General features: G+C 60.9%; 14 protein-coding genes. All 14 read left to right on the top strand.

Annotated features, from left to right (window positions below):
* The first annotated feature begins 83 nt into the window (after window positions 1-83).
* The 14 genes from C6V82_RS01775 to rfbD all read left to right on the top strand — a co-directional run bounded on the left by C6V82_RS01775 (window position 84) and on the right by rfbD (window position 14,417).
* Entirely contained in the window at window positions 84-1,142 is a 1,059-nt protein-coding gene (locus C6V82_RS01775; protein WP_102589175.1) for a response regulator, read from the top strand.
* Window positions 1,139-1,918 carry a prolipoprotein diacylglyceryl transferase gene (lgt, locus tag C6V82_RS01780; protein WP_102589176.1) on the top strand — a complete coding sequence of 260 codons (780 nt, stop codon included), beginning with the start codon at window positions 1,139-1,141 and terminating at the stop codon, window positions 1,916-1,918. The genes C6V82_RS01775 and lgt overlap by 4 nt, the downstream gene beginning before the upstream one ends.
* A 178-nt stretch (window positions 1,919-2,096) precedes the next feature.
* Window positions 2,097-2,933, top strand: a complete 837-nt coding sequence (locus tag C6V82_RS01785) for a thymidylate synthase (RefSeq protein ID WP_102589177.1) — start codon at window positions 2,097-2,099, stop codon at window positions 2,931-2,933.
* Window positions 2,930-3,451, top strand: coding sequence for a dihydrofolate reductase (locus C6V82_RS01790; RefSeq protein WP_102589178.1), 522 nt, complete (start codon window positions 2,930-2,932; stop codon window positions 3,449-3,451). The genes C6V82_RS01785 and C6V82_RS01790 overlap by 4 nt, the downstream gene beginning before the upstream one ends.
* Window positions 3,452-3,615: 164 nt before the next feature.
* A complete protein-coding gene (locus C6V82_RS01795; RefSeq protein ID WP_229843071.1) occupies window positions 3,616-4,752 on the top strand; it encodes a ProQ/FINO family protein in 1,137 nt (378 codons plus the stop codon).
* 558 nt (window positions 4,753-5,310) lie between these two features.
* Entirely contained in the window at window positions 5,311-6,381 is a 1,071-nt protein-coding gene (locus tag C6V82_RS01800; RefSeq protein WP_102589179.1) for a porin, read from the top strand.
* Window positions 6,382-6,794: 413 nt separating this feature from the next.
* A complete protein-coding gene (locus C6V82_RS01805) occupies window positions 6,795-7,208 on the top strand; it encodes a DVU3141 family protein (protein ID WP_102589180.1) in 414 nt (137 codons plus the stop codon).
* 65 nt (window positions 7,209-7,273) lie between these two features.
* Window positions 7,274-8,935 carry a polysaccharide biosynthesis/export family protein gene (locus C6V82_RS01810; protein WP_229843109.1) on the top strand — a complete coding sequence of 554 codons (1,662 nt, stop codon included), beginning with the start codon at window positions 7,274-7,276 and terminating at the stop codon, window positions 8,933-8,935.
* 25 nt (window positions 8,936-8,960) lie between these two features.
* On the top strand, window positions 8,961-9,281 hold the full coding sequence (locus tag C6V82_RS01815) for a nucleotidyltransferase domain-containing protein (RefSeq protein ID WP_102589182.1): 321 nt from the start codon (window positions 8,961-8,963) through the stop codon (window positions 9,279-9,281).
* A gap of 156 nt (window positions 9,282-9,437) precedes the next feature.
* The gene (locus tag C6V82_RS01820) at window positions 9,438-10,253 is read left to right on the top strand and encodes an ABC transporter permease (RefSeq protein ID WP_102589183.1); all 816 of its coding nucleotides are present in this window, start codon (window positions 9,438-9,440) and stop codon (window positions 10,251-10,253) included.
* Window positions 10,250-11,182 (top strand): ABC transporter ATP-binding protein, encoded by a 933-nt coding sequence (locus C6V82_RS01825; protein WP_102589184.1) that lies wholly within the window; start codon window positions 10,250-10,252, stop codon window positions 11,180-11,182. The genes C6V82_RS01820 and C6V82_RS01825 overlap by 4 nt, the downstream gene beginning before the upstream one ends.
* Before the next feature lie 129 nt (window positions 11,183-11,311).
* A complete protein-coding gene (locus C6V82_RS01830) occupies window positions 11,312-12,394 on the top strand; it encodes a KpsE/RkpR family capsule polysaccharide export protein (protein WP_102589185.1) in 1,083 nt (360 codons plus the stop codon).
* A 50-nt stretch (window positions 12,395-12,444) separates the two neighbouring features.
* Complete coding sequence (rfbB, locus tag C6V82_RS01835; protein WP_102589697.1) at window positions 12,445-13,524, top strand: dTDP-glucose 4,6-dehydratase; 1,080 nt, start codon at window positions 12,445-12,447, stop codon at window positions 13,522-13,524.
* Entirely contained in the window at window positions 13,521-14,417 is an 897-nt protein-coding gene (gene rfbD / locus C6V82_RS01840) for a dTDP-4-dehydrorhamnose reductase (RefSeq protein ID WP_102589186.1), read from the top strand. The genes rfbB and rfbD overlap by 4 nt, the downstream gene beginning before the upstream one ends.
* The last annotated feature ends 10 nt before the right edge of the window (window positions 14,418-14,427 follow it).

Genomic DNA, 14,427 nt, shown 5'->3' on the forward strand with positions numbered 1-14,427 from the left:
CATGACAGGCGTGTCGCGACATCGTACACTCGCTTGTCAGCCAGGGACGAAAACGAAGACCGAGTCATCCAAGGAGCCTCATCATGTTGCCACAGGTCCAGCCGTTGCCGCTCGTCGCGCTGCTGGTTCAGGGAGCCCTGTTGGCGTTGGGGCTGCTCGCCTACCTGGTTCACCCCGCCGCGACCTTCTGGGTGATGCTGGCATTGCTGATGGCCAGCAGCCTCAATCTGGTGGTCTGCCTGTTGTGGCTTCAGCGCCGGCAAGCCGATGGCCAATCACGGGCGGCCACATCCGACGCTTCAGCCATGCCCTCCAGGGCAACGGAGGTTGAAGGCGTGGAAGCCACCGCCGACGAAGGCCTGCGGCGGCGGCTGCAGGGGCTAGAGGGTGACCTGGCGCTGCGCGAGCGGCGTCTCGACAGGCTGCTTGCAGGGCGAGACCGTGCGCGCGAGGAATCGCGACTCAAGTCCGATTACCTGGCGTTGCTGGGACGTGAGCTTTATCCGCTCATCGAGCGCATGGACGAGCTGTTGGCTCGGGATGCCAACGAGGTGACTGGCAGTGACTACCAGCAGGTCGTGCACGAATTTCGCGAGCGGCTGAGCGATGTCGCGACCCTGCTTGCCGGGATTTCCGGCGAACAGCGCCAACCCGACAGCGCGACAGCGCAAGAGCATCAGGCGCCAAGGGTGTTGATCGTCGACGACGGCCCGGTCAACTTGATGCTGGCCCGCCAGGTGCTCGAGCGCCAGGGGCTTGAGGTGCGCACCGCCACCTCGGGCGAGGAAGCCCTGACCTGCCTCGATGTCGAGTCCTTCGACATGGTGTTGATGGATATCTACATGCCTGGCATGGACGGTGTAGAGGCCAGCCGGCATTGGCGAGCGCGCGAAGCGCGACGTTTTCCCGGCCGGCGCAGCATTCTGGTGGCCCTGACCGCCAACGCCAGTGACGAGGATCGCCGCCGCTTCCGCGAAGCCGGTCTTGATGACTACCTGGCCAAACCGTACCGTCCGCATGCGCTGATCGAATGTGTTCGTCACTGGCTTCCCGGCCATTTCGACACGCCTTTCGCTCCACCATCCGACACTCCACTCGACACGCCACTCGACACCCCATCCGATAGCCAGAAGGATTCGTGATGAACTACCCCGATATCGACCCCGTGGCCATCGCCCTGGGGCCTTTCCAGGTGCATTGGTATGGCCTGATGTACGTCATCGGTTTCGTGGCCGCCTGGTGGCTGGGGCGCAAGCGCGCCGCGCGTATTGGCCTGACCCACGACGACATCGGCGATCTGATCTTCTATGCCGCGCTCGGGGTGGTGCTGGGTGGGCGGCTTGGCTATGCGCTGTTCTACGGCATGGGCCAGTGGCTTGCCGACCCGCTGTGGATCTTCCGGGTCTGGGATGGGGGCATGAGTTTCCACGGCGGGTTGATCGGGGTGTTGCTGGCGGCGCTGTGGTTCGCCCGCAAGAAACAACTGGCGTTTTTCACGCTGACCGATTTCGTGGCCCCTCTGGTGCCCATCGGCCTGGGGGCAGGGCGCATCGGCAACTTCATCAACCGCGAATTGCCCGGGCGGGTCACCGAACTGCCCTGGGGTATGCCGTTTCCCGGCATGGGGCCTGAGCTTCGTCATCCCTCGGCGCTCTATGAGGCACTGCTCGAAGGGCTGGTGCTGTTTGTGGTGCTGTGGTTCGTGTCGGCCAAGCCGCGCGCACGCGGGATGATCTCGGGCCTGTTCCTTTCGCTCTACGGTGTGTTCCGTTTTCTCGTCGAGTTCGTGCGTCTTCCGGACGCCCATATCGGTTTCATCGCCTTCGGCTGGGTGACCATGGGCATGCTGCTGACGGTACCGATGATCGTCTTCGGCGTGCTGCTGATCGTCTGGTCGCGCCGCCAGCCCACCCCTTAACGGGGAGCTTGAAGCTTGAAGAGCGTCGCTTCGCTCCTGGAAGCTGGAAGGAAAGACTTGACCACAAGGCTGGTGACGTCATTCTGCCTTCCAGCTTGAGCCTTACGGCCATGCTGGCCTCTGTGTAGAATGAGTGACCCATTTCCCAGCCGTCGAAGCCACCGTGATTGACGATACAATGTCCACTTCCGAGTCGCCCGCTCTTGAGCAACCCGCTCTCGAGCAACCCTATTTGGACCTGATGCGTACCGTGCTGGAAACCGGCGTGGAGCGTGACGACCGCACCGGGGTGGGCACCCGCTCGGTGTTCGGCCACCAGATGCGCTTCGACCTGGCGCGGGGCTTTCCGCTGGTCACCACCAAGAAGCTGCACCTGCGCTCGATCATTCACGAACTGCTGTGGTTCCTGCGCGGCGACACCAACATCGCCTATCTCAAGGAGCATGGGGTTCGAATCTGGGACGAATGGGCCGACGAGAATGGCGATCTCGGCCCCGTCTACGGCTATCAATGGCGCAGTTGGCCGGCGCCGGGTGGCGGCCATGTCGATCAGATCGACACGCTTCTCGAGCAGATTCGCACCAACCCCGGCTCGCGACGGTTGATCGTCTCCGCCTGGAATCCGGCCCTGGTCGACGAGATGGCCCTGCCGCCATGCCACTGCCTGTTCCAGTTCTACGTCGCCGAAGGGCGGCTCTCCTGCCAGTTGTATCAGCGCAGTGCCGATATCTTCCTGGGCGTGCCTTTCAACATCGCCAGCTACGCGCTGCTGACGCGGATGATCGCCCAGGTCTGTGGCCTGGCGCCCGGCGAGTTCATCCACACCCTGGGCGATGCCCACCTTTACATGAACCATCTCGAGCAGGCCGAGCTGCAGCTTTCACGCTCGCCTCGCGCCGCGCCGCGCCTTACGCTCGAGCCAAGCATCGATGACCTGTTTGCGTTTCGCTTCGAGCACATTGCCATCGAAGACTACGACCCGCATCCCCACATCAAGGCCGAGGTGGCGGTATGACCGACGAGACCCTGATCCCCATCGCCATGATCGCCGCCATGGCTCGCAACCGGGTGATCGGCGTGGACAACCAGCTTCCCTGGTACTTGCCGGAAGATCTCAAGTTCTTCAAGAGCATGACCCAGGCCAAGCCGCTGGTGATGGGGCGCAAGACCTTTCAGTCGATCGGTCGCCCGTTGCCGGGGCGTCTCAATATTGTGGTCACCCGCGACACCGAATTCGCCCATGACGGCGTGCGGGTGTGCCATGACCTGCCCGCCGCACTGGCATTGGCCGACCAGCAGGCCACCATCGATGCCAGCGACGAAATCATGGTGATGGGTGGCGCCGAGATCTACGCCCAGGCGCTGCCCAGTGCCAGCCGCTTGTACCTCACCGAGGTCGATATCGAGGTGGAAGGCGATGCACGCTTTCCTGAACTCGACATGGCCGAATGGGAAGAAGTGCAGCGCGTCGCGGGTAGCCCCGCCGAGGGCCAGCCCGGTTACCGCTTTGTGGTGTATCAGCGGAGGGGGTGAATATGTCGGCGCTCTTAGTCGTGTCGGCACTCTTTTCGACAAGCTTGTGCCGACAAAACGCCTGTCGGCACAGGGCGACATTTGTCATGTCGCCATAACTGGCACAGACTCACCCTGTTGATCAAAAAAGCCCTTCAACAAGAGCTTGCCTGGAGGAAACCGGTTTGAACGAGGAACGCTCAACCCGTCTGTTGGACGCCCTGGAGGGTCGTACCGAGACCCTGCTTGCCACGCTGCAAACAGAACGCGCCCAGCGACAGGCGCTTCAGGCAAGGATTGCCGAGCTGGATGCCCGCCTGCGTGAGCACAACGCCAGCCGCCTGGAACTGCTCGAGGAAAACCGCGAACTCGACGAGCAGAATCGCGAGCTCGAAGAGCACAACCGTCATCTACATGAGCGCCTGGCCGGCAACCCTGACGAAAGCGAAGGGCGCTTCCCGCGATCGGCGCGCCGCTCTCAGGGGCTCTCGGCACTGATGGGTCGTAGGCCCCCGGCCGAACACGCCAAGCTCCGCGTCGCCGATGACGCCAAGGCCAAAGCGAAAGCGCCGGATGAGGCAGCCCAAAGCGATCCTGCCCACAACGATCTAGCCAGAAGCGAATCAGCCCAGCAACAGGCAGCCTCTAAAGCATCCCGCCCTGATGCGTCGGCATCACAGAATCGGTCAGCTGACCCATTCGTCACGTCGCAAGCTACCGAATCCCCGGCGGCCAGTACCCAGCCCGGCCAGAACGATCTGCCCATCGGCGATGCGCCTTCGCCGCAAGCATTGCTTGCAGAATGGTACCAACGCTATGGCAACGCCTTCTTCAAGGGCCATACGCGCCCGCTGAAGGTCGGCATTCACGAGGAACTCTCCGCCCTCGAGCCATGGCCCGAAAAACTCGTCAAGCGGGCGCTTGCCTGTTACGTGAATCTGCCGCGTTACCTGAAGGCCGTGCGAGAGGGCGCCGAGCGTATCGACCTGCAAGGCAAGCCTGCCGGTAGCGTCGACAGCAAGGCAGCCGAGCATGCCAGAAAGAAGCTCGATAGATTGCAGAGCGAGCGTCGCAAGCCCGGCACTGGTCACAAGCCCATTGGCCAAAAGTCCGGCGGCCAAAAACCTGGTTCAGGCCCGCAAGCCAACCCCGGCCCAGCAAAAAACCAGCCCCGCAAGTCAGGCCCCTCCAAGCAAGAGCCCGTCATGCAAGAGCCAGCCCCCGCCAGCGACATAACGTCGCAGGGTGGTGCGCACCAAGCCACGCCCGCCACGTTGGAAGAGAAGCTTTCGGCACTGCTCGCCAAGCACAATCAGCAGTGAGCCCCCAGCCACCGGTCTGATCGGTTGGATGAAATGTACGGTGCATAGAACGGCGCACAAGGCGGCGCATAAGATGGCGCAAAGCACGGTTCTAAAGACGGGTTGTTCGCGAACACCGTTTGCACCGGCCGCCTCCATGGGTCGTGCTTATCGCATGAGCTTATGCAGCGTTGACAGTTAGCTGACTTGCCAATGTCACATGCGCTGGGCATGATGTTCACGTTCGGCGATACCCGTTCACCGGTTCAGGGTAACGGGGCATCACGACACTGATCGCAGGGGAAGGTTCCGTAGGGACGATCCGGCACGAAGGAAAACAGTGTTTTTTCTGGTTGCGTTCCCGAATTGCTCGGTATAAAGTTCTTCCTGCGAGCATTGGACTATAACAAGGCTTGACTGAGGCGATGACACCCATCTGCACGCCTCCCGGGAGGGAGCAAGGCAGGAATGGAAAAAGAGCATGCCCGGCAAGCCGACTGCCTCGACCCACCGGATAATCCGAGTGGCAAAAATGGCAGAAACGATCGAAACAGAAAGCTAGTCAAAGGAACCGAGATCATGAAAAAGACACTGTTAGCGACTGCTATCGCCGGCGCCGTGGCCCTCTCCGCCGCTACCGCCCAGGCAGCTACCGTTTATGACCAGGACGGCACCAAGCTGGACGTCAATGGCCGTATCGCCATGGGTATCCGCGGTGGCGGCCCCGAGTACAATGCCAATGACGAGCTGATCGACAACGGCGAAGAGTTCGTCGATGTCTATTCCCGTCTGGGCCTGACCATGAGCCATATGGTCAACTCCGACGTGACCGCCTTCGGTCGTGTCGAGTGGCGCTTCACCGGCGATGAGCGCAACACCGCTCAGGGCTTCAACGAAGTGCGTCACAGCTACATCGGCCTGCGCAGCAACGCCTACGGTACCGTTCAGGCCGGTAACTACGACAGCTTCTACAACAGCTTCGTTGCCTCGCCGTTCGACGTCTACCTCGACCGTGGTCTGGAGCTGACCCAGAACGCCTCTGTCACCGGTTCCAACGGTGGTGGCGAGCAGGCGCGTGGCGACTCCATCGGCTACATCACTCCGAACCTGGAAGGCTTCACCGCCTTCATCAGTGCCAAGCACTATTCCGATCGTGGTGACGTCGAGCCGTCACGCGGTTCCGTGGTGGCCACCCAGGGTGGTGCGACCTACGAAATCGACGCACTGCGTCTGGCCCTCGGTTACGCCGAAGGCACCGTGCGCGGCGGCGGCACTGGTGAGAACATCTACGGCACCACCGCGTCTTACGAGTTCATGCCTGGCTTCTCTGGCCGCATCGGCTATGAAATGCGTGACGACCACACCGTGCGTGGCGGTGGTTACGACACCATCGGCCTGGGCGGTACCTACGCGTTTGACGCCTGGAAGTTCCACGCCGACGTCTACAACATCGACCCGGACAACGCCGATAGCCGCACTTCCTGGGCCGCTGGCGCCTACTACAACGTCTCCAGCAACTTCGATGTGTTCCTGGAGCTGCAGCAGGCTGACCAGCAGTCCATCAACGTCACTATCGACGGCCTGGACTCCGACGTCACCGCCGACGGCGACGACATGTACTGGCTGACTGGCGCTCGCTACCACTTCTAAGCCTGGCACTTGCCAGCAACTGGAAGAGCGAAGCCCAATGGCTAACGAAGCCGGCCCCACAAGGGCCGGCTTTTTTGCGTGGTGCGCAAGGTGCTCTGCGATTCTGTTATTTGCCGTGCTAATTTCAATTCGGCGGGTGTTTGGCTGGAGGTTAAAGGCCACGTCACCTAAAATGGCATCCTCAATTTTCCCCTTGAGCCGCCTCATGACTTCGGCTCAGGGTGATGTCGGCAGGGCATGGGAATGCGCCCGGTAAAATCCCTGGGCGGTAGCGTGCCTGAACGCCTGAGCTGGCATTTCCTCAACAGCGTTCATCAACAGCCTATTTCGCGACGGCCAGTCTTCAATAACCCGTTTCACCATGCTTTCTCATGGCATGCCATCTTTGCAGCATGACTCTTCAGGGAACCGCGATGTCGATACTGATCTCACCCCAGCGCTCTTCACGATGGTGCCAAACGGCCCTGGTTGCCTTGCTTGGCCTGGCGCTCACTGGTTGCGCGGCACAAAGCGGCATGTCCGACCTTTCCGCTGGCGGCACCGTGAGCGGTGCACCGGGCACCGCTCTGGATGAAAATCTCAACGGCTTCCTGGCCCAGGCACCGGCCGGTGCCGTGGTCAATCTGGCGGAAAGTCCCTGGGGGGCCAATGTCGAGGTCATCGCCGATGCCCCCTATTTTTCCGCCAGCGGGCGTGAGTGCCGCAAGCTGCGGATCGTCACGGCCAATGCGTCCAACCGTCAGGCCGTGGCCTGCGAAACCGCTGAAGGCTGGCAGGCGCGGCGTCTGGTGACCGATGCAACAGCTACTACAGGGAGTGCACGCTGATGAGCCAGGCACTGAGACGTAGAGGGAATGGGGGCGTTCGCACTGCGCTGTGCGGCCTGCTTTGTATGGCCTTGCCCATGTTCGCCCAGGCGCAGTCGGTCAGCTTGCCGAGTGGCATGCTGCCTGAGTCACAACAGGCCCAGGCGATTCCCGAACAGATCGATGAGCAGCCGCGAGCCGATTGGCGCGGTGAAGGCACCTACGGCCCGGTGCCCCAGGAACAGCTCGACGAGGCCGCCGACAGCCTGCCACCCTTCGGCGCCAACCTCTTCGAAGGGGGCTTTCGTGGCACCATGGCCGATGGCCTGAACCCCTCATATCGAGTCAAGCCGGGCGACCAGGTCACCCTGCGTGTCTGGGGAGCCGCCGAGATCGAGAGCGTGCTCACGGTCGATGCGCAAGGCAACGTCTTCATCCCGAGCATTGGCCCACTGCCCGTGCAGGGTCAGAACAGCCAGCAACTCGATGCCTCGGTGCGTCAGGCCATTCAGTCGGTGTATCCGGAAAACGTGCAGGTCTACACCAACGTCCAGGGCGTGCAGCCGGTCGGTGTCTTCGTCACGGGTTACGTCGACAATCCCGGCCGCTATGCCGGCACGCCCAGCGATTCGCTGCTGTACTTCCTCGATCAGGCCGGTGGCATCGATGACACCCTGGGCAGCTATCGCCGCATCCGGGTGATGCGCGACAACCAGACCGTCGCCAATGTCGACCTCTACGACTTCCTTATCAATGGTGATATTCCCCGCCCGCAGTTCCGCGATGGCGACACTGTGGTGGTGGAAGAGCGTGGCCCCTCCATCGCCGTGGTCGGCGACGTGCACCGCGAGTACCGCTACGAGCTCACCGGGGACCGCCTCACCGGTGCCGAGGTGGTCAACCTGGCGCGCCTGAAATCCGGCGTCTCCCATGTGCTGGTGCGCGGTTCGCGTGACGATGGCCCCTTTGCGCGTTACTACCCGCTCAACGCCTTCAGTGGACAGATGATCAGCAGCGGCGACGAAGTGCTGTTCAGCGCCGATCAGCGCGACGAAACCATCGTGGTGCAGGTGGAAGGCAGCTACTACGGTCCCTCGCGATACGCGCTGCCGCGCAATGCCCGGTTGAGCGAACTGCTCGATGCCGTCGCCGTGCCGCAGGACATGACCGCCGTGCGTAGCGTCTCGCTGCGCCGCGAAAGCGTCGCCGACCAGCAGCGTCAATCCCTGGAAGACAGCCTGCGACGGCTGGAAACCACCTACCTCGGTGCCTCCTCGGCCACCAACGAAGAAGCACAGATTCGCCTGCGCGAGGCCGAGCTGATTCAGTCGTTCGTCGAGCGTGCCGCGGAAGTCGAGCCCAATGGCCGGTTGGTAGTGGCCCACAACGACCGCATCACCGATATCCGCCTGCAGGATGGCGATGTCATCACCATCCCTGAAGTATCGGATTCGATCCTGATCAGCGGCGAGATCGTGGTGCCCCAGGCGGTGGTCTACAACCAGGGCAAGAGCGTGCGTGACTACGTGGAAGGCGCCGGCGGCTTCACCCAGCGCGCCGACGACGACCACATCCTGGTGGTACGCCAGAACGGCGCCGTCGAGAACGCCGACAACGTCACCCTGCGGCCCGGCGACGAGATCCTCGTGATGCCCAAGGTGCCCACCAAGAACCTGCAACTGGCCACCAGCCTCACCCAGATCCTCTATCAGATCGCCGTGGCGACTAAAGTGGCGATTGATTTGTAGGCTGAGCAAGCGTCGAGGCCATCGTATGCGTTTGACGGAAATTCAGAGACAGCGTATCCAGCGGATCGTTGCTGAGGAGTTAGGGCCGAACACACAGGTCAAGCTGTTCGGCTCACGACTCGATGACGATGCCAAGGGAGGGGATATTGATCTTCTGATCGAGCTCGATCGCGAGGTTGAGCACCCCGCCCAGATCAGTGCGAAAATCAGCGTGAAGATCATGCGCGCCATGCATGGGCGCAAGGTGGATATTCTGCTCAATGCCCCGAACCTCGAGCAACTGGATATCCACAGGATAGCCAGCCACCAGGGAGTGAAGCTGTTCGATGAAGAACAATACCACTGAGCGGCTCGTCTTTCTTGAGCGAGTCGTTCAGAAAGAGATCAAGCACCTTCGCTACTCATCGGCAAATGTGTTTAGTTCACGATTCACTGTGGGTAAAGCCGAGTCCCTTGGCAGCGGGGATTGCTTTGATCATCAACCTACCAACTGAAGAGAAACATGGTTCAACCAACGAATCCTGAATCCACCCGGCGCGGGCGCACCCCCTGGCAGGTCACCCGCAGCGTGTGGTACGCCATGTTCATGCGCGAGGCCATATCGCGCACCATGGCCGACCGCATGGGCTGGTTCTGGATGATCTTCGAGCCCGCGGCTTTCACCATGATCATGGTGGCCATTCGCGGCTTCATTCGTGGCGACCAGTTGATCGTGGGGGCCGACTTCATTCCCTGGATGATCGTCGGCATGATGGGCTTCTTCCTGGTGCGTGAAGGCATGCTACGCAGCCTGGGTGCGGTGGATGCCAACAGCGCGCTGTTCGCCTACCGCCAGGTGCAGCCCATCGATACAGTGCTGGTGCGCACTTTCCTTGAAGGCATGCTGCGCACCCTGGTGTTCCTGCTATTCATCGCTGGTGGGCTGATGCTGGGGCTGGATATTGCCCCCGATGATGCCCTGCTCGCCATGAGTTTCTGGTTCTCGCTTTGGTGCCTGGGGCTAGGGCTTGGGCTTATCGTTTCAGTGCTGGGTACGTTGGTACCGGAAGTCGCCAAGGTAGTCCGCATGCTTACGTTACCGCTGTTGATTCTTTCCGGGGTGATTCTGCCGTTGAATCAGTTGCCACACTGGCTGCTCGAGTACCTGATGTACAACCCCATCGTGCATGGCATTGAAATTCTGCGCCTCGGCTTCTTCGAAGGCTATGTGGCGGTTCACGGCACCAGCGGCATCTACTTCTGGTTGTTCGCACTGAACTGCCTGTCACTCGGTATGCTGCTGCATGTGCGGTTCGTCAAGCGGTTGAAGGCCAAATGATCGAGATTAAAGGCTTATACAAGCGCTACCACAACCACCATGGCAGCGACTGGGTATTGCGCGACATCAACCTGACGCTGCCAAAAGGGGTGAGTGTCGGGCTGCTGGGGCGCAACGGCGCAGGGAAATCGACCCTGCTGAAGCTGATCGCCGACATGGATACCCCTGAACGCGGAGAGATCATTCGCCATAGCCGGGTGTCGTGGCCCATCGGGTTGGCGGGTGGTTTCCAGGGCAGCATGACAGGCCGGCAAAACGTCAAGTTCGTGGCGCGTGTGCATGGCGGCGGTTATGACGTACACGATGTCATCGACAAGGTGGAAGACTTCGCGGAACTGGGCGATGCCTTCGATGAGCCCATCCGTACCTATTCCTCAGGCATGAAGGCCAGGCTCAACTTCGGGATGTCGCTGGCGTTCGATTTCGATGTCTACCTCTCGGACGAGGCCACCTCCGTCGGCGATCGTGCCTTCAAGGCCAAGGCATCCAAGGCCTTCAAGGACAAGGTCGGCCAGGCCAGCCTGATCATGGTCTCGCACAGCGAGGGCATCCTGAAGGAGTTGTGTCAGGCGGGTGTCTACCTGAAGGATGGCCAGGCGACCTGGTACGACGACATCAACGACGCCATCAAGGCCTATCACGAAGAAACCAACCCCACGGCCAAGGCTAAGGGCACGAGCGATAAAGCAATGCCTGCTCCCGCAGGTGCCGGCAAGCCAACCGCCAGCCTTACCTTCGTACAAGCCAACCAGCGCCGCATCAAGGCTCGCGCCAGGTTGGATGCCGCCAAGTTGCGCTGGGAACAAGGCAAGGCCGATGGGCTGCCGGAGCCACAGCTGGCCGAGTTACAGCAAGCGTTCAAACGCGCGCGCAACCAGCTTCACAAGGCGAAGCAAACGGTCCAGGAACTACAGAACGGAGAAGGGTAAGCGCTTCGCTTGTTAACGCTTCGCTTTTAAGGGGTTACTCCTCACTCCTCACAAGCGCGCAGCGCGCTCACAAGCCCGAAGGGCGCTCACTTAAATCTATCCACGTTATTCGATATCGAGCCACACTGAATGAAACAATTCATCAAATCGCAACCCCACTGGGCAGTGGCCATCATGGCCATCGTGGTCGTTGGCCTCTACTGGTTCCTTTGGGCCGAGGAGCGTTATGTCTCGCGGGCAACCGTAGTGCTGGAAAGCCCGCAGATCGCCCAGCCGGAAATGGATTTTTCCTCGATTCTCACTGGCACCTCGGGTTCTAGCGACCTGCTGTTGTTGCGCGAGCACTTGCTCTCCGTGGATATGCTCAAGCGCATTCAGGAAGAGCTCGACTTCCGTGACCACTACAGCGAGCACGGGGATCTTTTCGCTCGCCTGCTGGACGCCGAAGCTCCCATTGAAGAGTTGCACAAGTACTACCTGCGCCGTGTCGAAGTCGAGATGGACGAATACGCCGGGGTGCTCAACATCCGAGTTGAGGGTTATACGCCGGATTTCGCCCACGCCATGGCCAGCCTGTTGCTCGAAGCGGGCGAGGCGCACATGAACGAAATGGGCCGGCGCCTGGCGGAGGAGCAGGTACGCTTTCTCGAAGGGCAGCTCGAGCGCCTGGATGACCGCTTAGACGAGGCGCGCGCCGAACTGCTGGCCTACCAGAACAAACATGGCCTGGTGTCGCCCACCAGTACCGTGGAGAGCATCAATCAGGTAGTGGCCACCCTTGAAGGTGAACTGGCGCGGCTGCAGGCTCAGCGCAATGCGCTGGCCAGCTTCCAGAGCGAGCAATCCTCCGAGATGCGCCGCGTACAGAGTGAAATCACCGCGATGCGTGAGCAGATCGATCTGCAGCGTGACCGCCTGGCCCAGGCCACGGGAAATTCGCTCAATCGTATTTCGGCGGAATACCAGACCCTGGAATTGCGTGCCATGTTCGCCCAGGAAACCTACTCCAGCGCGCTGGGGGCGCTCGAGAGCACCCGCCTGGAAGCAGCGCGCAAGCTCAAGCAGGTCAGCGTGCTGCAAAGCCCACTGTACCCGGAATACGCCACCAGCCCGGACAGGCTCTACAACGCCAGCGTATTCGCCATCGTCACCATCTTTCTGGCTTTTATCGCCAGCATGCTGGTGTTGATCATTCGGGATCATAGAGACTGATCAAGAATCAACGAAACATGTAAATGAATGCTATCGAAAAGGACCTTTGCATGAGCAAGACTTTCCTGATCACAGGTGGTGCTGGTTTCATCGGCTCAGCCGTGGTGCGCGAGCTGATCCAGCAGGGCAAGCACCGGGTGGTGAACGTCGACAAGCTCACCTATGCCGGCAACCTGGAGTCCCTTTCCAGTGTCGCCGATGACCCGCGCTATCGTTTCGTTCAGGCCGATATCTGCGATGCGCCAGCGATGCAGCGCCTGTTCGATGAGGTCCGGCCCGATGTGGTGATGCACCTGGCGGCCGAGAGCCACGTGGACCGCTCCATCGATGGCCCCGCCGAGTTCATTCAAACCAATGTGGTGGGCACCTCCGTCCTGCTGGAAGCGGCGCGCCGCTATTGGAAAGCTCTGCAGGAGAGCGACCCGGCCAAAGCCGAGGCGTTTCGCTTCCACCACATCAGCACGGATGAAGTGTACGGGGATCTGGAAGGCACGGATGACCTGTTCACCGAAACCACGCCCTACGCGCCAAGTTCGCCTTACTCCGCCAGCAAGGCGAGCTCCGATCACCTGGTGCGTGCTTGGCAGCGTACCTTCGGCTTGCCCACGCTGATCACCAACTGCTCGAACAACTACGGGCCGTATCACTTTCCGGAGAAGCTCATCCCGCTGATGATTCTCAACGCCCTGGCGGGCAAACCCCTGCCGGTCTACGGCGATGGCCAGCAAATCCGCGACTGGCTGTACGTGGAGGATCATGCCCGCGCGCTGATCAAGGTGGCCTGTGAAGGTAATGTGGGCGAGACCTACAACATCGGCGGACATAATGAGAAAACCAACCTGGAAGTGGTCGAAGCGATCTGTACCCTGGTCGACGAGTTGCGTCCTGATTCTTCCAGCTTCCAGCTTCCAGCTTCCAGCTTGATTACTTTCGTCACGGATCGCCCCGGCCATGACCATCGCTATGCGATCGATGCCGGCAAGATCGAGCGTGAGCTGGGGTGGGTGCCTCAGGAGACCTTCGAAACTGGCTTGCGCAAGACGGTCGAGTGGTACCTGGCCAATGAAAGCTGGTGGAAGCGCGTTCAGGATGGCAGCTACCAGGGGCAGCGGCTGGGTACGGGGTCATGAAGATACTTCTCACCGGGGGTAATGGTCAGGTCGGCTTCGAATTACAACGCCAGCTCTGCTTACTCGGCACGGTGCTGGCGCCCCGTCGACAGGAACTCGACCTGTCCAACGAGAAAGCCGTCAGCCACTGGCTTGAGCAACACCGGCCCGAGCTTATCGTCAATGCCGCTGCGTATACAGCGGTCGATAAAGCCGAGAGCGAGCCCGAGCTGGCGCGGCGGCTGAATGCGGAGCTCCCCGAACAGCTTGCGGCATACGCGGCCAAGCAACAGTGCTGGCTGGTGCATTACTCCAGCGATTATGTGTACCCCGGTACCGGCTCGATGCCCTTGCGGGAGGATGACAAAACCGGCCCACTCAGCATCTACGGCCAGACCAAGCTGGAAGGTGATCTGGCGATAGCAGCCAGTGGCTGCCTGCATCTTATCTTTCGCACCAGTTGGGTTTACAGCGCGCGCGGCAACAACTTCATGAAGACCATGCTGCGCCTCGGGCGCGAGCGGGACAGCTTGAAAGTAGTCAACGACCAGATCGGTGTGCCGACCCCGGCGCGCTTGATTGCACAGGTCACGGAGCTGGCCCTGGGTCGCGCGCTTTTCACCTCGCACACCCCGTCAGGGATCTATCATCTGGCCCCTGCCGGTGAAACCAGCTGGCAAGGCTTTGCTTGTGAGATATTCCGGCTTGCGGCGGCACAGGCGCAACGACTCGCGGTCACGCCTGAACGAGTTGAGGGCATTCCGACATCGCAATACCCCACACCGGCCCAACGGCCGCTCAACTCTCGCCTAGTGCTGAACCGGTTGGAACACGAGCTGAAAGTAACAATGCCGAGATGGCAAGATCAATTAGCACTCACATTAGCGGAACTCATTGATTTGGAAAGCCGCTAACAAAATTAGA

Origin of the sequence: Halomonas urumqiensis (genome assembly GCF_003028575.1) — a bacterium.
GTDB lineage: Bacteria > Pseudomonadota > Gammaproteobacteria > Pseudomonadales > Halomonadaceae > Halomonas > Halomonas urumqiensis.